Genomic DNA, 19,109 nt, shown 5'->3' on the forward strand with positions numbered 1-19,109 from the left:
TGTCCACGTTGCCGCATTTTCGCCGCAATTCGGCGTCGGGGCCATGGCGCCGGAGGCTTGCCGATGCGGCATTTCCTGTCATCCTGCGGCGGAACGACAAGAGTCGCCGCGACACGAGAGGACAGCCATGGCCACCAGTCTGCGCGAGCCCGCGCCCCCCGCCCCACCCAGCCTCCGCGACACGGTCAGCGCGGAGGAATGGGCGCTGCGCGTCGATCTCGCCGCCGCCTATCGGCTGGTCGCGCTCTACGGCTGGGACGATCTGATCTTCACCCATTTGTCGGCGCGCGTGCCGGGGCCGGAGCATCACTTCCTCATCAACCCGTACAATATGATGTTCGAGGAGATCACCGCCTCGTCGCTGGTCAAGATCGACATCGACGGCAACACCGTCTCGGACAGCCCGGCGCCGGTCAATCGCGCCGGCTTCGTCATCCATTCGGCGATCCACGCGGGTCGCGAGGATGCGGCGGCGGTGCTGCATCTCCACACGCCGCACGGGCAGGCGGTGTCGGCGATGGCCGAGGGGCTGCTGCCGCACACGCAGACCGCGATGATCGCCGGCCACGACGTCGCCTATCACGACTTCGAAGGCATCGCGACCGAGCTCGACGAGCGCGAACGGCTGGTGGCCGATCTGGGGTCGCGGCACACGATGATCCTGCGCAACCACGGCACGCTCACCGTCGGCGCGAGCGTCGCCGAGGCGTTCCTGCGCATGTATTTCCTCGAGCGCGCCTGCGAGGCGCAGATCCTGATGCTCAGCGCCGGCCGGGCGGGGCTCAACAACCCCAATCAAGGGGTCGCCGAGAAGGTCGAGCAGCAATCGACCGGCCCCGGCATGGCGATGCTCGCCCGCGGCCTCGCCTGGCCCGCGCTGCTCCGCAAGCTCGACCGGCGCGATCCCTCCTATCGGGAGTAGGAAGATCTGTTCGCGCAGAGGCGCAGAGACGCGGAGATGGTCCGGCGGCGCAGCCTCCTCCTTCGACCGCGATTGGGGAAGGCGATGCGTCACCCGCTCGCGCCCCCTCGGCGTCTCTGCGCCTCTGCGCGAACCCATTCAGCGCTGCCGCGCGCACCCAGCTGACGGAGGCGAGGCCATGCCCCATTACGGCGACTATCAGAATGCGATCTACGGCGCCGGCCTCGCCGGGGTGGTGCCGAAAGTGCCGGTCGATTTCGCCACGCTGGAGGCCCGCGCGCTCGCCGCGCTGCCGCCGTCGGTGCGTGACTATGTCCAGGGCGGCTGCGGCGACGAACATACCCAGCGCACCAATGCCGAGGCGTTCCGTCACTGGGGCATGACGCCGCGGATGATGGTCGATTGCGAGACGCGCGACCTGTCGGTGCGGCTGTGCGGCCTCACTTTGCCGAGCCCGGTGTTCATGGCGCCGATCGGCGTCACCGGCCTGTGCACGCCCGACGGCCACGGCGACCTCGCCGCCGCGCGCGCCGCCGCGGAGACGGGCGTGCCGCTGGTCGCCTCCACTTTGTCCAACGACCCGCTCGAGGCGGTCGCGGCGGCGAGCGGCGCCACCCCCGCGCTGTTCCAGCTCTACACGCCCAAGGATCGCGATCTCGCCGCCAGCCTCGTCGCGCGCGCGGAAGGCGCGGGCTACAAGGCCATCGTCGTGACGCTCGACACCTGGGTCACCGGCTGGCGCCCGCGCGATCTCAACACCGGCAATTTCCCGCAATTGCGCGGCGCCGTGCTCGCCAATTACTTCAGCGACCCGGTGTTCCGCGCCCAGCTCGCCGTGCCGCCGGAGCAGGACCCCGCCGCCGCGATCCGCCAGTGGATGGGCGTGTTCGGCAAGGTCCTCACCTGGGACGACATGCCGTGGCTGCGCGCGCTGACCAGCCTGCCGCTGATCCTCAAGGGCATCTGCCACCCCGACGACGCGCGCCGCGCGATCGATGCCGGTGCCGATGCGATCTATTGCTCGAACCACGGCGGGCGGCAGGCGAACGGCGGCATTGCCGCGATCGACCTGCTCCCCGACATCGTCGCCGCGGCGGGGGGTACGCCGGTGCTGTTCGATTCGGGCATCCGCTCGGGCACCGACGTGGTCAAGGCACTGGCGCTCGGCGCGACCGCGGTCGGCATCGGCCGCCCCTATAGCTACGGCCTCGCGCTCGACGGGGCGGCGGGCTGCGCGCACGTGCTGCGCTGCATCCTCGCCGAGGCCGACCTGCTGATGGCGGTCAACGGCTGGCCGACGATCGCCGCGGTGCGCAAGGCGGGCGCGCGGCGGCTCACCGCGTGACGATATGCGGCACGAAGCGCGCAGTGTTGCCGGTGATCAGCCCGTCCTCGCGGATGCCCATCCCGACGGGTTCGCCGTCGACCACCCAGCTGCCGATCACCGGGAAACAGCCCGGCGCCGGTTCGGGCAGGCGATAGATCGCCTGATAGACATAGCCTTCGTCGCCATAGTCCCCCGCCGCCTCGGCGACGATCCGCCCGCCGCGACGGATCGAGACGTTGGCCCCCTCGCGCGACAGCAACGGCTTGGCGACCGCATCGCCGTCGGGAATGTCGAAGCCGGCCGGCAACAGATTGGGATGATCGGGGAACAGCGCCCACAGCACCGCGAGCACGCCCTTGTTGCTCCAGATCATCTTCCACACCGGCTCGATCCACGTCGTGCCGCCGGCCGCCAGATCCTCGACCAGCATGTCGGCGAACGACTCATTGGCGAGCCATTCCCACGGATAGAGTTTGAACACGGCCTCGATCGGTTCTGCCGCGTCGTCGACGAAGCGGCGGCGCTCGTGGTCCCAGCCGATCGTCTCGACCGCCATCGCCACCGTCTCGAACCCCGCCGCCGCCGCGGTGTCGCGCAGATAGGCGGTGGTGACGCCATCCTCGCCCACCTCGTCGGCGGCATGCGCGAAATGGACGCGGCCCGGCAGATGGTCGGCAAGGTCGCGCCACTTCGCCACCAGTGCCTCGTGCAGGCCGTTGAACTGGTCGGCGGCGGGGAAACAGTCTTCCTTCCAGCTCCACTGGATCACCGCCGCCTCCAGCAACGAGGTCGGCGTATCGCAATTGAACTCGAACAGTTTCGGCGGCGACGCGCCGTCATAGCCGAGGTCGAACCGTCCGAAGTTGAGCGCCGGCGGCTCCGCCTCCCACGCGTCGCGGATCGGCTGGTGGAAGGCGCGCGGGATGCCGAACCGGTCGAGCAGCCCGCGGTCGCCGACGATCGCCTCGCCGGCGGCGAGGAACAGGCGGTAGAGTTCGGCGGTCGCCGCCTCGATCTCGGCGATCTGCGCCGCGGCGAAATGATAGCAGACCGATTCGTCCCAATAGGGGCGGCCGTCGGCGGTGTGCCAGATCAACCCCTCCGCCTCGACCTTCGCCTGCCAGTCGGGCCGCGGCGTCAGCGTGGTGCGGATCATGAGCGACCGCTCCCGAAACTGCGCGCCGACGCGCCGAAGCCGCCGCGACTGATCGCCCCGGCGCGTGTCACCTGCGTCGCCGCGGGCGCGAAGCGATACGCCCGGCCCGGCGCCCGCGCATACGAGCCGCCGCCGACGCGCTCGCCATAAGGCGGGATCATCGCGTTGCGCGCGAGGAAGTACCACAGGAACGGGCTGACTCCGCCGGCATGGCTCTGGCGCGCGCATTGGCTGTCGGCGACGCGGTTGCCGCTGCGATCGGTGCATACCGCGGTATCGCCCTGCGCGACCCAGCCGTCGGCATCGTCGCGCGACTTGCCGCAGCCTGCCGCCAGCAACGCGGCCGCCAGCGCCGTCGTGAACTTCAGCTCGTGCCTCAACATGTCCTCCGGTCGGCCGATCTTGGCTGTTGCTGGAGTATGACGCAGGAAATCGAATAGGGTGAGCGTCTTTTTTACGATCCAAAAAAGCACAGCACTGCGGATCATCCGCTTGACGGTTGGTTTCCCCGGCGTACGGCTGCCATTGGTCAAAGGAGCAAACTATGACTGACGAATCCACCGATCTGAACGCCGTTGAACTAGCAACCGAATTGACGATTGCTTGGCTCGGCAACCCCAACACCCGTACTTCCGCCGATGAGGTTCCGGCCTTTCTCGGAAAGATGCACGACACCGTCTCGGCACTGCTTGGCGCCAGCGGTGCGGCACCGGAAGCGCAGCCCGCGACTGAATATACCGCCGCGGTCTCGGCGCGGAAGTCGCTGGCGTCGAAGGATCACATCATCTCGATGATCGACGGCAAGCCCTACAAGACCTTGCGTCGTCATCTCGCGACGCACGGCATGACGCCGGCGGAATATCGCGAACGTTATGGCCTGAAGGCCGATTATCCGATGGTCGCGGAGAATTATTCGGAGAGCCGCCGCGCCATGGCGAAGAAGATCGGCCTCGGCCGCAAGCCCGGTGCGCGCAAGGCCGAAGGCGGCGCCGAGGGCGCCGCAGCGGCGCGTCGCGGCCGCAAGTCCGCGGACGCCGTCGAGGCCTGACGCCGACGGGCAGGCGAGCGGCGCGCGACCGACCCGATCGGTCGCGCGCCGTTTTGCCCCGCCGCCCGGTTACTGCCCGAACGTACCCTGACGATAGAGCAGGGTGATCGCGACGCGGCGATTGCGCGGGTCGCCGGGATCGCTGGTGATGATCGGCTCGCGGTCGGCGACGCCTTCGATCCGCTCGAACCGCGTCTCGGGGATGCCGCCGAGCGCCAGCCGGCGCCGCGTCGCCTCGGCCCGGCCGGACGAGAGCATCCAATTGTTCATCGCGCGCGGGTCGCCATAGGGCACGCTGTCGGTATGGCCGCGGATCATGATCGTGTTGGGCGTTCCCGCGATCGTCCCGGCGATCATGCCGATCAGCTCGGACGCCTTGGCATCAAGCGCGGTCGTGCCGAGCGCGAACATCGAATAATCGGCATTGTCGACCAGATCGATGCGCAGCCCGTCCTGCGTCGGCACGAAGCGGATATGGTCGGCCATCTTCGAGAGCCGCGGCGAGGCCTTGATCTGCTTTTCGAGCTGGGTCTTGATCGCCTGGAACGCCTGCTTGTCCAATTGCATCGCGGCCGGGTTGCGCAGCGACCCCTTGTCGCCCGTGCCGCTCTTCTGCCCACCCGACATGCTCATCGGGATGCCGATCGAGGCGATCGGTGCCGATGCCGCACGCGGCCCGAGCTTGTTGTTGCTGAGGATCGATTCCCCGCCGAGCACGCCGTTGCCGCCGAGGCCGGTCATCTTCTTGTCGAGCAGGGTCGGCGCGAAATAATCGGCGATGCCCTTGCGCTGCTTCTCGGTCGTCGCGCCGAGCAGCCAGAGCAGCAGGAAGAAGGCCATCATCGCGGTCACGAAGTCGGCATAGGCGACCTTCCACGCGCCACCGTGATGGCCGGCGTGGCCACCATCGATGATCTTCTTGACGATGATGATCTTGGGCGGCTGATTGTTGCCGTGCGGCGCGGCGCGGGCCATCGCTTATTTGCCCCGCAGGCCGTCGAAGACCTCGGCGAAGCCGGGCTGGTTCTTGTGCGCGATCCCGGACCGTGCCGCCTCGATCACCAGCGGCTGCGGATGGCCGTGCAGCGAGGCGATGATGATCTGCTTGACCACCATGTAGATCGCGGCATCCGCGTCGAGCACCTGCTTGAGCCGCCCGGCGAGCGGCGAGACGATGCCATAGGCGAGCAGCACGCCCATGAACGTGCCGACCAGCGCCGAGCCGATCATCCCGCCGAGCACCGACGGCGGTTTGTCGATCGAACCCATCGTCTTCACGATGCCGAGCACCGCGGCGACGATGCCGAGCGCGGGCAGCGAATCGGCGAGGCTGTTGAGCGTCGTGTGCGGCCCCTCGACCTCGTGGTGATGCGTCTTGATCGAATGATCCATCACCTCCTCGACCGCATGGACGTCGAGCGTCCCCGACGAGACGACGACGAGGCGCAGCGTATCCGCGATCAAATTGACCAGCGTATGGTCGGCGAGCAGGCGCGGATATTCGCTGAACACTGCCGACGACTTGGGATCCTCGACATGCGGCTCGAGCGCGATCGGACCGTCCATGCGCAGCATCTTCATCAGCTTGCTGACGAGGAAGATGACGTCGAGATAATCCTGCTTCTTGTACTTGGGGCCCTTGAACACCTTGGCGAGGCCGCTGCCCACCGCCTTCAGCTCGGTGCCGGAATTGCCGATGATCAGCGCGCCGGCCGCGGCGCCGCCGATGATCAGCATCTCGTGCGGGATCGCCTCCATGACCGGCCCGAGCGCGCCGCCGGTGATGGCGAAGCCGCCGAACACCATGGCGAGAAGAACGACGAGACCGATGGCAGGAAACACTGTGGGAAACCCCCGTTGCGCCGGCGAGCCGGCAATCCGATACGACCGGATTAACCGCACTTCCTAGATAAGTGGTTACCGGCCGGGTGAGTTTGTTTGGTGGCGCGGATCGCGCACCGGGCGCGCCTGCTTCCGGCGACCGCCGGAAGCCCTGTTCGAGCGCGCCAACGCACCGCACCGACGCCACGGATCGCGGCACCGGTGGTGGCGAAGGTCGGAGATGCCGCCTATTTGATGTAGTCGAACAGCGAGAGGCTCGACAGCTTGCTGAAGCTGGCCTGCGAGGCCGACAGCGCGGTCATCATCTGCTGGAGCTGCACGACCGCATCGGTCATGTCGACCTGTTCGAGCTTGCCGCGCAATTCGCTGCGATCGGTATTGGCGGTGACCAGCAATTGCTGTTGCAGGTCGACGCGCGCCCCGCGCGCACCGACCGAGGCCGAGACGTCGGCGACCTGGTTGACCGCCTGGCCGATCTGGTCGAGCGCGCTGCTCACCGTCGCCGAGACGTCGCCGCCCGCATTGAGCGTGGTGGCGAGCTTGCTCAGCATCGCCAGCGTATTGTCGCTGCCGCCGGCGAGCGAGAAGATGCGCTTGGCGCTTTCGGTCGCCTGCACGCTCTGGCCGTCGGCGATCGGCACCTCCGACACCTGCACGTCGGGCGGGAAGGTGTAGGTGCCGTCCTTGTTGTCGACCACCGCCAGCCCGCCCGATGCCGAGCCGAACAACGGCTGGCCGCGGACGTTCTTGGTGTTGGCGAGGCCGACGAGCGACCCGACGATCGAATTGAGCTCGGTCGCGATGATCTTGCGCGTCGCATCGGTCTGCGTGCCGTTCGCCGCCTGCGTCGCCAGTTCGGTCGCGCGGGTGAGCTGCGTGCTGATCTGGCTGAGCACGCCATCCGCCTGATCGAGCAGCGAGCCGGCGAGCGTGATGTTGGTGCCGTAGACCGCGGCATCGGCATCCTTGCGGTCGAATTCGGCGAGCTGCTGCGCGGCGGCGGGATCGTCCGACGGCTTCAGGATCTTCTTGCCGGTCGAGATCTGCGTCTGCAGTTCCGACGCACGCTCGCTCATCTTCGAGAAACGGCTCGAAGCATTGGCGTAGAAGAGGCTGGTGGAGATCTGCATGGCGGGCCCTAGCGGATATCGAGGATGGTCTGCATCGTCTCGCGCGCGACCTGGATCACGCGGCCCGATGCGGCATAGGCCTGCTGGAAGCGCATCAGATCGACCGCTTCGGCATCGAGGTTGACGCCCGTCGCAGTCGACAGCGCCGTCGTCGCGCCATCGCGGATCGCCGCCTGTGCGTCGGCGATCGTGTTCTTCTGCTTGTAGGCGGTGGCGTTGTCGGTGACGAGCGCGGTCAGCGAGGTCTCGAAGCCCTTGCTGACCCGGGTCGCCTCCAGCGCGGTGAGGTTGGACGAGTCGCGCACGCCGCCGCCCTGTGCAGCGGCGATCTTGCCCGCGGCGATCTGGCTGCCCGTGAAGGTCGCCGAGATGCTGACGTCGGTCGGTTTCGCGCCGGTGGTGAACATCGCGACGCCCTGCGCGCCGGTCTGGTCGAGTCCCGCCGCCTGATTGTCGTTGACCGCACCGACGAAGCTCTTGGCGACCGCGTCCAGCTCCTGGCGGATCGCGGCGACGCGCTCGGCACCGTCGACGATCCCGGCGATCGAGCCGCCGGTCGCGCCGATCTGGTTCTTGACCGCACCGACGGTGACCGAGAAGGCGATCTTGCCGTTGCTGTCGCGATCGTAGGAGATCATGCCGCTGTTGACGCCCTGCACGAAGGCGGGACCGGTCGAGCCGGCGAAGCTGACCGTGGCACGGCCGATCGCGTCGGTCCGGCTGGTGATGTCGGCGATGCCGCTCATCTGCGAGAGGATATTGTCGCGCTGGTCCATCAGCTGCGCGGCGGCGGTGCTGCCGAGCTGGGCGCGGCTGATGCTCTCGTTGATCTTGGCGAGCGAGTCGCCCAGCGACGTGAGCGTCTGCGCCGCCTGGTTGCCGGCGCTGTCGATATCGGCATCGACCTGATCGAAGGCCTTGCCGGTCGCGGTGAAGGCGATCCCGGCGGAGGCGGCGGCGCTCATCATGCCGGTGCGCAGGGCGGTCGAATTGGGTTCGGCGGCGAGGCTCTGCGCCGACGCGAAGAAGGACGTGACGCGCGAGGTCAGCGCATTGCCGGTCAGCGCGCCCTGGATGCGGTCGAGCCAGTCCGCGCCACCCGTGGTGCGGGCGAGATCGCTGGTCGAGGCGCGCAGCGCGGCGCTGGCGTAGACGTTGGACGACCGGTTGATCCCGGTCATGACGACGCCGTTGCCGGCACCATAAGGATTGGTCGAACCGCTGCCGCCCGCGACCTCGGCGACGTTCACCGTGCGGCGGGTATAGCCGGGCGAGTTCACGTTGGCGATATTCTCGCCGACCGTGGCCAAGGCGCTCTGATAGGCGCGGACGCCCGAGGCGCCGATCGACAGCAAGTCGCTCATTTCGGCGGATCTGCAACAGAAGCATTAAGATCGGATTGCGACTTGGCGAGAAAGGCGGTCATCGCCTTGCCGATGCCGAGCGGCGTCGTCTCCGCCATCGACTGGGCGACGCGCGCGTCCTGCATCTCGCTGAACGTGTCGATCGCCTTCGAATCGAACAACGGATCGGCGAGCTTCGCCTGGCGCATGCTCTTGAGCATCATGCCGGTGAACACCGCCTCGAACTTCTCGCCCGCCTTCTTGAGGTTGTCGGCGGACTTGAGCCGCGACGTATCGGTCGAGATGCCGCCGGTGGCCGCGATCGGGGTGGTGCCGAGCGTCGTCATAGCACGATCAGCTCCGCCTTGAGGCTGCCGGCCTCTTTCAGCGCTTCGAGGATCGCGACGAGATCGGCGGGCGAGGCACCGATGGCGTTCACCGCCTTGACGATGTCCGCGAGCTTCGGGCCGGGGTTGATGAGGAACATCGGCTTCTTCTCCTCTTCGATCGACACGTTGGACTTCTTCTCCAACGCGGTCTGACCCTGGCTGAACGGTGCCGGCTGGCTGATCCGCTGGTTCTCGTCGATGCGCACGGTCAGCTTGCCGTGCGTCACCGCGGCAGGACCCACCCTGACCGCAGAATTGATAACGACCGTTCCGGTGCGCGCATTTACAATTACTTTTGCGGACGGCTCGGCGGAGGTCGCATCGAGGTTCTCGATCGTCGACATCAGCGTCGCGCGCACGTCCGCACCCTGCGGCGCACGGACCGCGACCGAGACGCCGTCGATCGCCTGCGCCGTGCCGAAGCCGAACTTGGCATTGATCGCCTGCGCGACGTTCTGCGCGGTGGTGAAATCGGAGCGGGCGAGGTTGAAGGTCAGCATCGGCGAGGAGTCGAACCCGGTGGCGACCGCGCGCTCGACCGTGGCGCCTTCGGGGATACGGCCGGTCGAGGGGACGTTGACGACGATCTTGGAGCCGTCGGCGCCTTCCGCGCCGAGGCCGCCGACCGCGAGATTGCCCTGCGCCATCGCATAGATCTGGTTGTCGGCACCGAGCAGCGGGGTCAGCACGAGGCTGCCACCGCGCAGCGACTTGGCCTTGCCCATCGACGCGACGGTGATGTCGAGCCGCTGGCCTGGCTTGGCGAAGGGCGGCAGTTCGGCGGTGATCATCACCACCGCGGCGTTCTTCATCCCCGGATTGGCACCCGGCGGCAGTTGCAGGCCGAAGCGCGACGCGACGGCCTTCAGCGACTGGACGGTATATTCGAGATTGTCGTCGCCGGTGCCGGGCAGGCCGACCACCACGCCGTAACCGGTGAGCTGGTTCGAGCGGATGCCCTGGAAGCCGCCGAGGTCCTTGATCCGGTCCGCCGAGGCGGGCGCGGCGAACGCGAGCGTGGCGATCAGCGAGGCGAGGAGAAAACGGATCATGGCGGACACTCTGCGCGTCATAGGGTTAACGGGCGCTCAAAACGGGCTGACGACGGAGAAGAAGCGGCTGAGCCAGCCCTGCCGGCCGGCGCGGGCGACGTCGCCCTTGCCGGTATAGGCGATCTGCGCGTCGGCGACGCGGGTCGACAGGATGCGATTGTCGGCGCCGATATCGGCGGTGCGGACGATACCCTTGATCTGGAGGAATTCGTCGCCGCGGTTGAGCGTGACGCGCTTCTGCCCCTGCACCAGCATCGTGCCGTTGGGATAGACTTCGGCGACGGTCACCGAGACCTCGCCCGACAGCGAATTCGCCTGATCGGCCTGCCCCTGCCCGTCGAAACCGCGGCTGCCGCTGGCGGTGACGTCGGTCGAGTTGAACAGCTTGAGCGGTCCGGTGGTCGGCGGCGTGATGCTGCCCGATCCCTTCGAATCGAGCTTGGAACCCGAGGACTTCGATGCGGCGGTGCGCTCGACGAGGATGATCGTCAGCGGATCGCCGACCCGGCGCGCGCGCCAGCCCTCGTACAGCGCGGCATAGCCGTCGCTCGCCTGGAAGATCGAGCCGTTGGCCGGTGCCGGCGCCGGTGCGACGGGCGCACGGACGACGGTGAAATCCTCCGCCGGCTTCTTCTTGCCGAGGATGCTGGCATCGGCCGTGCCGGGCGTGAACGCGGCAAGCGCGAGCAGCCCCGCGGCGGCGAAGGCGGCCGGACGGCGATGATGCGGTGCGGCGGGCATCACAGGTTCTGGTTCACGTATTTGAGCATCTCGTCGGACGACGAGATCATCTTCGAATTGACCTCATAGGCGCGCTGCGTCTCGATCATGTCGACGAGTTCCTCGACGACGTTGACGTTCGACGCTTCGAGGCTGCCCTGGCGGATGTTGCCGCGCCCGTCCTGCCCGGCGATGCCGAGGTTGGCGGCGCCCGACGAGGCGGTCTCCTTGAGGTAATTGTCGCCGGTCGATTGCAGCCCCGTGGCGTTGGGGAAGCTCGCGACCTGGATCTGGCCGATGTTGGTGCCCTCGTTCTGGCCCGGCACCTGTGCGGTGACGGTGCCGTCGGTGCCGATCGAGACCGAGGTGGCATTGGCCGGCACGGTGATGCCGGGCATCACCTGATAGCCTTCCGAGGTAACCAGCAGGCCCTCGGGCGACCGGTTGAAATTGCCGGCGCGCGTGTAGCCGAGGTTGCCGCCGGGCAGCTGGACTTGGAAATAGCCGTCGCCGTCGAGCGCCATGTCGAAGCTGTTGCCGGTCTGCGTCAGCGACCCCTGCGTATCGATCCGCGCGGTGCCCTGCACGCGCACGCCGGTGCCGAGGTTGAGGCCGGTCGCATATTTGGTCTCGGCGGTCGACGCCGCGCCGGGCGCGGTGATCGTCTGATAGGCGAGCGTCTCGAAGGCGGCGCGATCCTTCTTGAACCCCGTCGTGTTGACGTTGGCGAGGTTGTTCGAAATGACCCGCATGCGCGTATCCTGGGCGTCGAGCCCGGTACGCGCGATGTGCATGGCGGAGGAGGACATCGTGTCTGTTCCTTAACTCGGGAGGCGCATCACGGAGGTGCTGCTCTCGTCCATATCCTTGGCCGACTTCATGAGGTTGGCCTGAACCTCGTAACTGCGCTGGTTCTCGATCATGTCGACCAGCGCCTGCGTCATGTTGACGTTGGAGCCTTCGAGCGCGCCGCCCTGCACCTTGGCGTCGAGATTGGCGGGCAGAGTGCCGCCGCCCTTGACGCGGAGCAGGTTGTCGAGCCCCTTCAGCGTCGCCGTTCCCTTGGTGTCGACCAGCTTGAGCCGGTCGAGCACCTGCGGGTTCTTCGCGTCGCCGCCCTGCGGCACGATGCTGATCGTGCCGTCGGCGGCGATCGTCAGGCTGTCGTGCGGCGGCACGGTGATCGGCCCCGCCTGCCCCTGGACGATGAAGCCGTCGCCGGTCTGGAGCACGCCCGAGGGCGCGATCTCGAGATCGCCGCGGCGGGTATAGGCTTCGCTGCCGTCGCCCGCCTGCACCGCCAGCCAGTCGCTGTTGCCGCTGATCGCGACGTCGAGCGCGCGGCCGGTCGCCTGGATCGCGCCGGGCGCACGATCGGCGTCGGTCACCTCTTCGCTGGTCGGCATGCGCGCTTCGAGCTGCGCGCCGCCGCCCTTCAGTTCGATCCGGTCGAAGACGACGCGATCGGCGCGGAAGCCGGTGGTGGACGCATTCGCCATATTGTTGGCGATCGCCGCCTGCGCCTGCATGTGCGCACGCAGCCCCGTCGCCGCCGTATAGACCAATTTGTCCATTTAAGGCCTCCGCGCCGCGTCGCTTAGTTGCGGATCTGGATGATGGTCTGCGAGACCTGGTTGGCGGTATCGAGCGCCTTCGAGTTCGCCTGGAAGTTGCGCTGCGCCGCGATCAGATTGACCAGCTCCTCGGTGATGTCGACGTTCGATCCCTCGATCGTGCCGCTCATCAGCGAGCCGAAGCCGTCGGCGCTCGCCGAGCCCAAAGTCGCCGCACCCGACACGCCGGTCGCCGCCCAATAGCTGTTGCCGATCTGGCGCAGGCCGGTCGGCGTCGAGAATTTGGCGAGCGCGACCTTGCCGAGCGGCTTGATGTCGCCGTTCGAGAAGCTCGCCTGGATCAGGCCGGCGTCGGTCACCGTCACGCCGGCGAGCTGGCCGACCGCGATGCCGTCCTGCGTCTTGGCGTTGACCGCGAATGCCGAGGACAGCTGCGTCGAGTTGGTCAGGTCGAGCGACACGGTCTGCGCCGCGGCGCCCGAGGTCGGCGTGAAGGTGTTGAAGTTGAGCGGCATCGTCGTGCCGGTGGCGAGCGCGCCCTTGTCGTCGAAGGTCAGCGTGACCTTGTCCGACTTGGCCGCACCGGTGCCGGTGGTCATCGCCTGGTCGCCGATGAAGGTATAGACGTCCCAGCTGCCGGTGGTCGCCGGCGGACCGGCGGTGCCGGCAGCGGTGCGGACGTAATAGCTGGTCATCGTCATCGGGTTGCCGTTCGCGTCGTAGATGCGCGTGGCGACCGAATTGTTGTAGCTCGTCGTATCGGTACGATCGAACTTGTAGCCGGCACCGCCGCCCTTGACGGTCGAGGTCGACGACATCTGCACCGCGGTGGCGACCTTGCTGGTCCCCTTGGGGGTGCCGCTGGTCTGCTGGATCTGCAGCGTGGTCAGACCCTTCTCACCGGTGGCGGTGACGTTGCCGTCGCTGTCGACCGGATAGACCATCAGGTAGCTGCCCTGTGCGTCGACGACGTTGTTGTTCGAATCGACCGAGAAGGCACCGTTGCGGGTGTAGGTGGTCGAATCGCTGGTGCCGGTCGAGCGCATCGTGAAGAAGCCCTCGCCGACCATCGCCAGGTCGAGCGCGTTCGACGTGGTGGTGAGGTTGCCCTCCTTGAACTGCTGCGTGTTGCCCTTCACCACGACGCCCGAGCCGACCATCTTGCGCGGATCGGTCGAGGTGCTCGACGCGATGATGTCGGCGAATTCGGTGCGGCTCTTCTTGAAGCCGGTGGTCGAGACGTTGGCGAGATTGTGGCTGATCGTCGCCATGTCGGTCTGCGACGCCTGGAGGCCGGAAAGCGAGGTGTAGAAGGACATCGGGTTACTCCTTGGAAGCGGTAGGTCGGCGGATGAGAATCAGGTGGCGGAACGGACGTCCGAGGGATCGACGTCGCCGACCCCGAGGACCTTGAGCTTGGGGGCGCCGCTGGACGGCAGCGACACCGATTCGACCGGCGCCCAGACGAGCGTGCGGCTGGTGACCGTCTTGTCGCCGGCAGTGGCGAAGGCGGTGATCGTGAAGGGGCCCGAACCGACGCTGTTGCCGGCGCCGTCCTTGCCATCCCAGTCGAAGGTCGCGGTGCCCTGCTTCTGCGCGCCGAGCTGCAGGTTGCGCAAAGTGCCGCCGTTGGCGTCGGAGATCGAGACGTTGACCTGCGTCGCGTCGCCGTCGAGCTCGACCGCACCGTCGAGGCTGCCGCTGGCGCGCGGATAGGCCGTCGAGCCGGCGGTCAGCACCGTCTTGCCGACATAGCTCATCGCATCCGACGCGGTCGTCGAGCCGAGCTTGGTGGCGACGCCGCTGAGCGTCTTGTTCATCTCGCTGATGCCGGCGACAGACGAGAATTGCGCCATCTGGGCGACCATCTGCGTATTGTCCATCGGGCTGAGCGGGTCCTGGTTCTTGAGCTGCGTGGTGAGCAGCTTCAGGAAGTCGTTCTGGTCCAGCGTCGTCTTGGTCGTGCCCGGGGTCGCCGAGGCGCCGGTCGCGGTGGTCGTCGCGGTATTCGCCGTCGAACGCTTGATGCCGAGCTTGTCGAGCGTCGCATCGAAGGTCGACTGGGTGGTCGAGGCGGTGGTCACCATGATTAGCGTCCCAGCTTGAGGGTATCGATGGTGAGCTGCTTGGCAGTGTTCATCACCTCGACGTTGTTCTGGTAGGAGCGCGCGGTCTCCATCATGTCGACGAGCTCGCGGCTTTCGTCGACGGCGGCCTGGTAGATATTGCCGTCCTTGTCCGCGAGCGGGTTGTTCGGATCGTAGACCTTGGTCGGCGATTCCCCGGCGGTGACGATCTTCTCGACGTCGACGGTGGCGAGGCCGCTGGCGGCGTCGAAGCTGGTGCGGAACACCGGCTTCATCGTCTTGTACGCGGTCTCCGCCGACCCCGTCGTGCCGCCGACGTTGGCGAGGTTGGACGCGGTCGTGTTCATGCGGATGAGCTGCGCGCTCATCGCGCGACCGGCGACCTGGAAGACGTTCATCGGATCGGCCATCGGCTTATTCCCCCTTCAGCGCGCGGGTGATCTGGCCGATGCGCCCGTTCAGGAACGACAGGGTCGTCTGATACTGGACGGCATTCTCGGCGAAGGCGGTCTGCTCCTCGTTGAGCTCGACCGTATTGCCGTCCATCGAGGTCTGCAGCGGCACGCGATATTTGGTCGCGGCGTCGAGACTGCCGTTGCCGTCCTGCTCCATCGACGCGAGCGCCGACTTGAAGTCGATGTCCTTGGCCTTGAAGCCGGGGGTCGAGGCGTTGGCGATGTTCGACGCCAGGACGCCCATGCGCTGGCCGCGCACTTCGAGGGCGGCACCATGGACTCCGAACAAACTCTCTGCGGCCATCGGCCCAAATCTCCGGCGCACCATTGCGCTGCCCGGACCTAAGCAACCGCCGTGCCAGTTTTCGATTTCGGCCGATGGCTGGCGAATTTTTAGCGTCCGGCAAGGCGACCACGAGGGAACGGCAAGGCGGCCGGCAAACGCTTGCCGGGGATTGCCGGGGAGCGGCAAAGGCTGCCGGATGACGGCGCGGATGGTGTTGCGAGGGTTTACCATTTCGACGCGGGCACATGGGGATCGCACCCGTTTGCCCCACCCCATCTCCTTCTCGTCAGCCTTCGCCCCCCTCGTCATCCCGGCGAAAGCCGGGACCCATGGACGCGGTTCGCTAATGTTGGCGCGCACCATGAGCCGATCGCAGCCATGCGTCCCGGCTTTCGCCGGGATGACGAGTGGAGAGGGACCATACAAACTGGCCCGCCCCTTGCATCGGCACGCGCATGTTGATCGCCCAGCTCTTCGATCCCGTCGCGCTCGCCATCGTCGGCGGCGGGACGGTCCTTGCCGCGGTGTTGCGCGCGCCGTTGCGCGACGCGCTCGGCGCGGTGTCGGCGTTGCGCGTGCTCGCGCGGCGGCCGTTCCGCGCCGATGCGCTCCTCGATCAGGTCGCCGCGCAGGCGCGGATCGCCAAGCGCCACGGTGTCGTCGCCCTCGATCGCTCGGTGATCGCCGACCCCGATGTCGCCGCCGCGATCGCCGCGATCGTCGACGGCGGCAATCCGCGCGAGGTCGAGGCGCTGCTGCGCTATCATCGCCAGGCGCGCATCGCGCGGCATGTCGCGATCGCCGAAGTCTGGTCGTCCGCCGCCGAGGCGGCGCCGGCGATGGGGATGGTCGGCACGCTGATCGGCCTCGCCAGCATGTTCGCCAGCATGACCGACCCCAAGGCGATCGGCGGGGCGATGGCGATCGCACTGCTCGCGACGCTCTACGGCGCGCTGCTCGCCAATCTGGTGCTCACCCCGATCTGTCATCGCCTGCGCGCCGCCGGCCGGATCGAGGCGTTCGAGCGCGCGCGGATCGAGGCGCCGCTGCTCGCGCTCGCGCTGCGCGAGACGCCCCGCCATCCCCTGCAGAGCGTCGCATGACCGGCGACGCCTTCTACCCGCCCTCGCCGCCGGCCAAGCCGCTGTGGCTGGTGACGCTCGCCGACCTCGCATTGCTGCTGGTCGGCTTCTTCGTGCTGATCCAGGCGAGCGAGAAGCCGCGCGCGATCACCGATGCGCTGCGCCAGAGCTTCGGCGGCGCGCCGGCACCCGCGGCGCTGCCGGTGATGGCCGCCGGCCTGCTCGACTTCGCACCCGGCAGCGCGACCTTGCCGGACAGTCCCGCCACGGTGATCGCCTGGGCGCGCGAGGCGGTGCGCGATCCGCGCGTCGCGCTGACCGTGACCGGATCGACCGACGGCAGCGCCGCCGACGTCGATCGCGCCACCGGCAGCGCCACCTTGCTCGCCGCCGATCGCGCGCGCAGCCTCGCTGCGGCGCTCGCCCCGGTTGGCCCGCGGATCACCGTCACCACCAGTTCCCATCCCGGCCGCCGCGCCGCGATCGTCACGCTCGCCTTCGTCGGCGAACAATCCAGCACGGACCATCAGCCATGATCTTCCTTCCCCTGCTTCTCGCCGCCGGTGGCGCGGTCGCCTTCCAGGACATCGGCGGGCTCGACCGCGCCGTCTCCGCCTTCACCAGCCGCCCGATCGGCGCCGAGGGTGGCGCGCGGACCGCGATCGACACCCGGCTGCGGCTCGCGCCCTGTTCCACCGTCGCGCTGGCATGGCGGACCGAGGCGCACGACGCCGTCGTCGTCTCCTGTTCGGGGCCGGACTGGCGTATCTTCGTCCCGGTGATCCGCCCTGCCGCCGCTGTGGCACCGGCCGGTGCCGCCCGCCCGATGACCGTCGCCGCCAAGGCCGAACCGGTGATCCGTCGCGGCGACCCGGTGGTGATCGAGGCGGGGTCGAACGGCTTCTCGATCAGCCGCGAGGGGATCGCGATGGGCGACGCCGCGCCGGGCGGCCGCTTCATGGTGAAGGTCGACGATGCCAAGGGTCCGGTGCAGGCGATCGCGCTGGAAAGCGGCCGCGCCACCCTGCCCGGCTGGGGTGAATGAGCCGGCGCGCGTGACCGCCGAATCTTTTTTGCTAAAGCCAGGGTGCAGTCGGCCGTTTATCCTCATGTCAGGCAACACAGATAGGTGCGGACATGGTGGACTCGATCGGCTCAACGCCGCTGAACGGAAGTGGAAGCGTTTCGCGCGTCGCCGCCCCAGCGGCTGCGCCGGCGGTGCAGCCCGCATTGCAACAGGCGGCGCAACAGGCCCCCGCGGCGAACACCGCGACGCAATTGACCAATCTCGCCAGGACGCTGGCGGCCGAACCGCCGATCGACAGCGACCGCGTCGACGAGATCAAGAAGGCGATCCAGAACGGCTCGTTCCCGATCCTGCCGGCGACGATCGCCGACCGGCTCCTCGCACTCCGGCTGAACTGGGATGGCCATGACGCGGCGTGATGCCCTCATCAAGGTGATCGACTCGCTGCATGCCGAGATCGAGGCGCTCAAGACCAACAACGTCACCGCGCTCGAGCGGGCGACGCAGGAAAAGCTCGCCGGCATCGAACAGGTCGCCGCGCTCGGCACCGGCCCGGCTGGCGACGACCTGCGCGCGCTCGCCGAAGAGGCGAACCGGCTGAACGAAACCTGCCGGATCTACGTCAATCTGATGGCGGCAAATGTTCGCCGCCGCCTGCAACTTCTGACCGGCGATGCCGGCCACGGCTTCCGCCCGACGATGGTGTCGGCCTACGCGTGACCCGATCGCCCCTTCACGGGGGCATCCGGGCAGAACTGGCACGGTCCTTGCTGATCACACCTGCAACAACTGGGGTGTGCTTTCTTCGCAATGACCGTCAATCCGATTACCTCCGGCCGGGTGCAGTCCGCGATCGCGCTTGCGAGCAGCAAGACGGGCGTGGACTTCGACTATCTGCTCGGTCAGGCCAAGATCGAGAGCGGTCTCAACGCCAATGCGCGCGCCGGCACCTCGTCGGCGTCGGGCCTGTACCAGTTCGTCGAGCAGAGCTGGCTCGCAGTCGTGAAGAAACATGGCGCCGAGCACGGCATGGCCTGGGCCGCCGACAGCATCGGCCAGTCGCATGGCCATTTCACCGTCGGCGATCCCGCCACCCGCTCGGCGATCCTCGCGCTGCGCAACGACCCCACCGCCGCCTCGCTGATGGCGGCCGAACATGCCTCCGACAACAAGGACGTGCTCGAGGGGACGCTCGGCCGCTCCGCCAACGGCACCGACCTCTATATGGCGCATTTCCTCGGCCTCGGCGGTGCCAAGAAGTTCCTCTCGGCGATGCAGAACAATCCGGGCGCCTCGGCGGCGTCGCTGTTCCCGCAGGCCGCCGGCGCCAATCGCTCGATCTTCTACGCCGGCAACGGCCAGCCGCGCTCGCTCGAAGCGATCTACCAGAGGTTCGCCGACAAGCTCGGCGCGGCGAGCGACAGCACGACCGAAACGCGCAAGGCCAACCTCGCCTTCGCCGCGCAGGCGCTCGACATGGACGGATCGACCGTCGTCACCGGCGGCAATGAAAGCGCCGAGGATGCGCTCGCCTGGGCGTCGCGCGCGATGGGCCAGATGGGGGGCCGGCTCAACACCAACCCGACCTCGGCGAACGCGCTGCTGCGCCCGTCGCCGAACAACGCAAGGCTCGCCTATATGATGCTCGCCAGCATGGGGGGCCGCTGAG

Annotated in this window: 24 protein-coding genes; 9 read left to right on the plus strand and 15 right to left on the minus strand. The window is 67.8% G+C overall.

Annotation, left to right across the window (positions count from 1 at the left end; genetic code table 11):
• Positions 1-127: 127 nt before the first annotated feature.
• Together MC45_RS12445 and MC45_RS12450 are read left to right on the plus strand one after the other, a co-directional pair.
• A complete protein-coding gene (locus tag MC45_RS12445; RefSeq protein WP_038663650.1) occupies positions 128-922 on the plus strand; it encodes a class II aldolase/adducin family protein in 795 nt (264 codons plus the stop codon).
• 178 nt (positions 923-1,100) lie between these two features.
• Complete coding sequence (locus MC45_RS12450) at positions 1,101-2,267, plus strand: alpha-hydroxy-acid oxidizing protein (RefSeq protein ID WP_038663653.1); 1,167 nt, start codon at positions 1,101-1,103, stop codon at positions 2,265-2,267.
• Here MC45_RS12450 and MC45_RS12455 read toward each other — a convergent pair.
• The gene (locus MC45_RS12455; RefSeq protein ID WP_038663656.1) at positions 2,257-3,405 is read right to left on the minus strand and encodes a glutathionylspermidine synthase family protein; all 1,149 of its coding nucleotides are present in this window, start codon (positions 3,403-3,405) and stop codon (positions 2,257-2,259) included. The genes MC45_RS12450 and MC45_RS12455 overlap by 11 nt on opposite strands.
• Positions 3,402-3,788 (minus strand): hypothetical protein, encoded by a 387-nt coding sequence (locus MC45_RS12460; protein WP_038663659.1) that lies wholly within the window; start codon positions 3,786-3,788, stop codon positions 3,402-3,404. The genes MC45_RS12455 and MC45_RS12460 overlap by 4 nt, the downstream gene beginning before the upstream one ends.
• Before the next feature lie 161 nt (positions 3,789-3,949).
• On the opposite strand from MC45_RS12460, the gene MC45_RS12465 reads away from it, so the two are divergent.
• Positions 3,950-4,453: a Ros/MucR family transcriptional regulator gene (locus tag MC45_RS12465; protein WP_038663662.1), complete on the plus strand. Its 504-nt coding sequence runs from the start codon at positions 3,950-3,952 to the stop codon at positions 4,451-4,453.
• A 69-nt stretch (positions 4,454-4,522) separates the two neighbouring features.
• Here the strand turns inward: MC45_RS12465 and MC45_RS12470 are convergent, their stop codons facing one another.
• The 13 genes from MC45_RS12470 to MC45_RS12530 form a co-directional block, all read right to left on the minus strand.
• Positions 4,523-5,428, minus strand: coding sequence for a flagellar motor protein MotB (locus MC45_RS12470; protein WP_038663665.1), 906 nt, complete (start codon positions 5,426-5,428; stop codon positions 4,523-4,525).
• Positions 5,429-5,431: 3 nt separating this feature from the next.
• Positions 5,432-6,295 carry a flagellar motor stator protein MotA gene (gene motA / locus MC45_RS12475; protein WP_038663668.1) on the minus strand — a complete coding sequence of 288 codons (864 nt, stop codon included), beginning with the start codon at positions 6,293-6,295 and terminating at the stop codon, positions 5,432-5,434.
• A 227-nt stretch (positions 6,296-6,522) separates the two neighbouring features.
• A complete protein-coding gene (gene flgL / locus MC45_RS12480; RefSeq protein ID WP_038663671.1) occupies positions 6,523-7,425 on the minus strand; it encodes a flagellar hook-associated protein FlgL in 903 nt (300 codons plus the stop codon).
• An 8-nt stretch (positions 7,426-7,433) separates the two neighbouring features.
• Positions 7,434-8,789 carry a flagellar hook-associated protein FlgK gene (gene flgK, locus MC45_RS12485; RefSeq protein ID WP_038663673.1) on the minus strand — a complete coding sequence of 452 codons (1,356 nt, stop codon included), beginning with the start codon at positions 8,787-8,789 and terminating at the stop codon, positions 7,434-7,436.
• Positions 8,786-9,115 carry a rod-binding protein gene (locus MC45_RS12490; RefSeq protein ID WP_038663675.1) on the minus strand — a complete coding sequence of 110 codons (330 nt, stop codon included), beginning with the start codon at positions 9,113-9,115 and terminating at the stop codon, positions 8,786-8,788. The genes flgK and MC45_RS12490 overlap by 4 nt, the downstream gene beginning before the upstream one ends.
• The gene (locus tag MC45_RS12495; protein ID WP_081974435.1) at positions 9,112-10,209 is read right to left on the minus strand and encodes a flagellar basal body P-ring protein FlgI; all 1,098 of its coding nucleotides are present in this window, start codon (positions 10,207-10,209) and stop codon (positions 9,112-9,114) included. Before MC45_RS12495 ends, MC45_RS12490 begins: the two co-directional genes overlap by 4 nt.
• 36 nt (positions 10,210-10,245) lie before the next feature.
• A complete protein-coding gene (locus tag MC45_RS12500) occupies positions 10,246-10,950 on the minus strand; it encodes a flagellar basal body L-ring protein FlgH (protein WP_038663680.1) in 705 nt (234 codons plus the stop codon).
• Complete coding sequence (gene flgG, locus MC45_RS12505) at positions 10,950-11,738, minus strand: flagellar basal-body rod protein FlgG (protein WP_038663683.1); 789 nt, start codon at positions 11,736-11,738, stop codon at positions 10,950-10,952. The genes MC45_RS12500 and flgG overlap by 1 nt, the downstream gene beginning before the upstream one ends.
• Positions 11,739-11,750: 12 nt before the next feature.
• Positions 11,751-12,503: a flagellar basal body rod protein FlgF gene (locus tag MC45_RS12510; protein ID WP_038663686.1), complete on the minus strand. Its 753-nt coding sequence runs from the start codon at positions 12,501-12,503 to the stop codon at positions 11,751-11,753.
• A 23-nt stretch (positions 12,504-12,526) separates the two neighbouring features.
• Complete coding sequence (locus MC45_RS12515) at positions 12,527-13,822, minus strand: flagellar hook protein FlgE (RefSeq protein WP_038663689.1); 1,296 nt, start codon at positions 13,820-13,822, stop codon at positions 12,527-12,529.
• Positions 13,823-13,861: 39 nt separating this feature from the next.
• Positions 13,862-14,590 carry a flagellar hook assembly protein FlgD gene (locus tag MC45_RS12520; RefSeq protein WP_038663692.1) on the minus strand — a complete coding sequence of 243 codons (729 nt, stop codon included), beginning with the start codon at positions 14,588-14,590 and terminating at the stop codon, positions 13,862-13,864.
• A 2-nt stretch (positions 14,591-14,592) separates the two neighbouring features.
• Positions 14,593-15,000: a flagellar basal body rod protein FlgC gene (flgC, locus tag MC45_RS12525; RefSeq protein WP_038663694.1), complete on the minus strand. Its 408-nt coding sequence runs from the start codon at positions 14,998-15,000 to the stop codon at positions 14,593-14,595.
• 4 nt (positions 15,001-15,004) lie between these two features.
• A complete protein-coding gene (locus MC45_RS12530; RefSeq protein WP_038663697.1) occupies positions 15,005-15,349 on the minus strand; it encodes a flagellar basal body rod protein FlgB in 345 nt (114 codons plus the stop codon).
• A 437-nt stretch (positions 15,350-15,786) separates the two neighbouring features.
• Between MC45_RS12530 and MC45_RS12535 the strand changes: the two genes are divergently transcribed.
• The 6 genes from MC45_RS12535 (at position 15,787) to MC45_RS12560 (ending at position 19,108) form a co-directional block, all read left to right on the plus strand.
• Positions 15,787-16,434 carry a motility protein A gene (locus MC45_RS12535; protein WP_038663701.1) on the plus strand — a complete coding sequence of 216 codons (648 nt, stop codon included), beginning with the start codon at positions 15,787-15,789 and terminating at the stop codon, positions 16,432-16,434.
• On the plus strand, positions 16,431-16,949 hold the full coding sequence (locus MC45_RS12540; RefSeq protein WP_245640720.1) for a flagellar motor protein MotB: 519 nt from the start codon (positions 16,431-16,433) through the stop codon (positions 16,947-16,949). Before MC45_RS12535 ends, MC45_RS12540 begins: the two co-directional genes overlap by 4 nt.
• Positions 16,946-17,458 carry a flagella basal body P-ring formation protein FlgA gene (locus MC45_RS12545; RefSeq protein WP_038663703.1) on the plus strand — a complete coding sequence of 171 codons (513 nt, stop codon included), beginning with the start codon at positions 16,946-16,948 and terminating at the stop codon, positions 17,456-17,458. The genes MC45_RS12540 and MC45_RS12545 overlap by 4 nt, the downstream gene beginning before the upstream one ends.
• Before the next feature lie 92 nt (positions 17,459-17,550).
• A complete protein-coding gene (gene flgM / locus MC45_RS12550) occupies positions 17,551-17,859 on the plus strand; it encodes a flagellar biosynthesis anti-sigma factor FlgM (protein ID WP_038667299.1) in 309 nt (102 codons plus the stop codon).
• Positions 17,846-18,160, plus strand: coding sequence for a flagellar protein FlgN (locus tag MC45_RS12555; protein WP_171009346.1), 315 nt, complete (start codon positions 17,846-17,848; stop codon positions 18,158-18,160). Before flgM ends, MC45_RS12555 begins: the two co-directional genes overlap by 14 nt.
• Positions 18,161-18,250: 90 nt before the next feature.
• On the plus strand, positions 18,251-19,108 hold the full coding sequence (locus tag MC45_RS12560) for a flagellar protein FlgJ (RefSeq protein ID WP_038663710.1): 858 nt from the start codon (positions 18,251-18,253) through the stop codon (positions 19,106-19,108).
• Position 19,109: the final 1 nt, after the last annotated feature.

Source organism: Sphingomonas taxi, from assembly GCF_000764535.1.
Taxonomy (GTDB): domain Bacteria; phylum Pseudomonadota; class Alphaproteobacteria; order Sphingomonadales; family Sphingomonadaceae; genus Sphingomonas; species Sphingomonas taxi.

What these genes read in the sequence shown, in the direction of transcription:
- MC45_RS12445 (WP_038663650.1), top strand. Translation starts at nt 128, where the DNA reads ATGGCCACCAGTCTGCGCGAGCCCGCGCCCCCCGCCCCACCCAGCCTC.
- MC45_RS12450 (WP_038663653.1), top strand. Translation starts at nt 1,101, where the DNA reads ATGCCCCATTACGGCGACTATCAGAATGCGATCTACGGCGCCGGCCTC.
- MC45_RS12455 (WP_038663656.1), bottom strand. Translation starts at nt 3,405, where the DNA reads ATGATCCGCACCACGCTGACGCCGCGGCCCGACTGGCAGGCGAAGGTC.
- MC45_RS12460 (WP_038663659.1), bottom strand. Translation starts at nt 3,788, where the DNA reads ATGTTGAGGCACGAGCTGAAGTTCACGACGGCGCTGGCGGCCGCGTTG.
- MC45_RS12465 (WP_038663662.1), top strand. Translation starts at nt 3,950, where the DNA reads ATGACTGACGAATCCACCGATCTGAACGCCGTTGAACTAGCAACCGAA.
- MC45_RS12470 (WP_038663665.1), bottom strand. Translation starts at nt 5,428, where the DNA reads ATGGCCCGCGCCGCGCCGCACGGCAACAATCAGCCGCCCAAGATCATC.
- flgL (WP_038663671.1), bottom strand. Translation starts at nt 7,425, where the DNA reads ATGCAGATCTCCACCAGCCTCTTCTACGCCAATGCTTCGAGCCGTTTC.
- flgK (WP_038663673.1), bottom strand. Translation starts at nt 8,789, where the DNA reads ATGAGCGACTTGCTGTCGATCGGCGCCTCGGGCGTCCGCGCCTATCAG.
- MC45_RS12490 (WP_038663675.1), bottom strand. Translation starts at nt 9,115, where the DNA reads ATGACGACGCTCGGCACCACCCCGATCGCGGCCACCGGCGGCATCTCG.
- MC45_RS12495 (WP_081974435.1), bottom strand. Translation starts at nt 10,209, where the DNA reads ATGATCCGTTTTCTCCTCGCCTCGCTGATCGCCACGCTCGCGTTCGCC.
- MC45_RS12500 (WP_038663680.1), bottom strand. Translation starts at nt 10,950, where the DNA reads ATGCCCGCCGCACCGCATCATCGCCGTCCGGCCGCCTTCGCCGCCGCG.
- flgG (WP_038663683.1), bottom strand. Translation starts at nt 11,738, where the DNA reads ATGTCCTCCTCCGCCATGCACATCGCGCGTACCGGGCTCGACGCCCAG.
- MC45_RS12510 (WP_038663686.1), bottom strand. Translation starts at nt 12,503, where the DNA reads ATGGACAAATTGGTCTATACGGCGGCGACGGGGCTGCGTGCGCACATG.
- MC45_RS12515 (WP_038663689.1), bottom strand. Translation starts at nt 13,822, where the DNA reads ATGTCCTTCTACACCTCGCTTTCCGGCCTCCAGGCGTCGCAGACCGAC.
- MC45_RS12520 (WP_038663692.1), bottom strand. Translation starts at nt 14,590, where the DNA reads ATGGTGACCACCGCCTCGACCACCCAGTCGACCTTCGATGCGACGCTC.
- flgC (WP_038663694.1), bottom strand. Translation starts at nt 15,000, where the DNA reads ATGGCCGATCCGATGAACGTCTTCCAGGTCGCCGGTCGCGCGATGAGC.
- MC45_RS12530 (WP_038663697.1), bottom strand. Translation starts at nt 15,349, where the DNA reads ATGGCCGCAGAGAGTTTGTTCGGAGTCCATGGTGCCGCCCTCGAAGTG.
- MC45_RS12535 (WP_038663701.1), top strand. Translation starts at nt 15,787, where the DNA reads ATGTTGATCGCCCAGCTCTTCGATCCCGTCGCGCTCGCCATCGTCGGC.
- MC45_RS12540 (WP_245640720.1), top strand. Translation starts at nt 16,431, where the DNA reads ATGACCGGCGACGCCTTCTACCCGCCCTCGCCGCCGGCCAAGCCGCTG.
- MC45_RS12545 (WP_038663703.1), top strand. Translation starts at nt 16,946, where the DNA reads ATGATCTTCCTTCCCCTGCTTCTCGCCGCCGGTGGCGCGGTCGCCTTC.
- flgM (WP_038667299.1), top strand. Translation starts at nt 17,551, where the DNA reads ATGGTGGACTCGATCGGCTCAACGCCGCTGAACGGAAGTGGAAGCGTT.
- MC45_RS12555 (WP_171009346.1), top strand. Translation starts at nt 17,846, where the DNA reads ATGACGCGGCGTGATGCCCTCATCAAGGTGATCGACTCGCTGCATGCC.
- MC45_RS12560 (WP_038663710.1), top strand. Translation starts at nt 18,251, where the DNA reads ATGACCGTCAATCCGATTACCTCCGGCCGGGTGCAGTCCGCGATCGCG.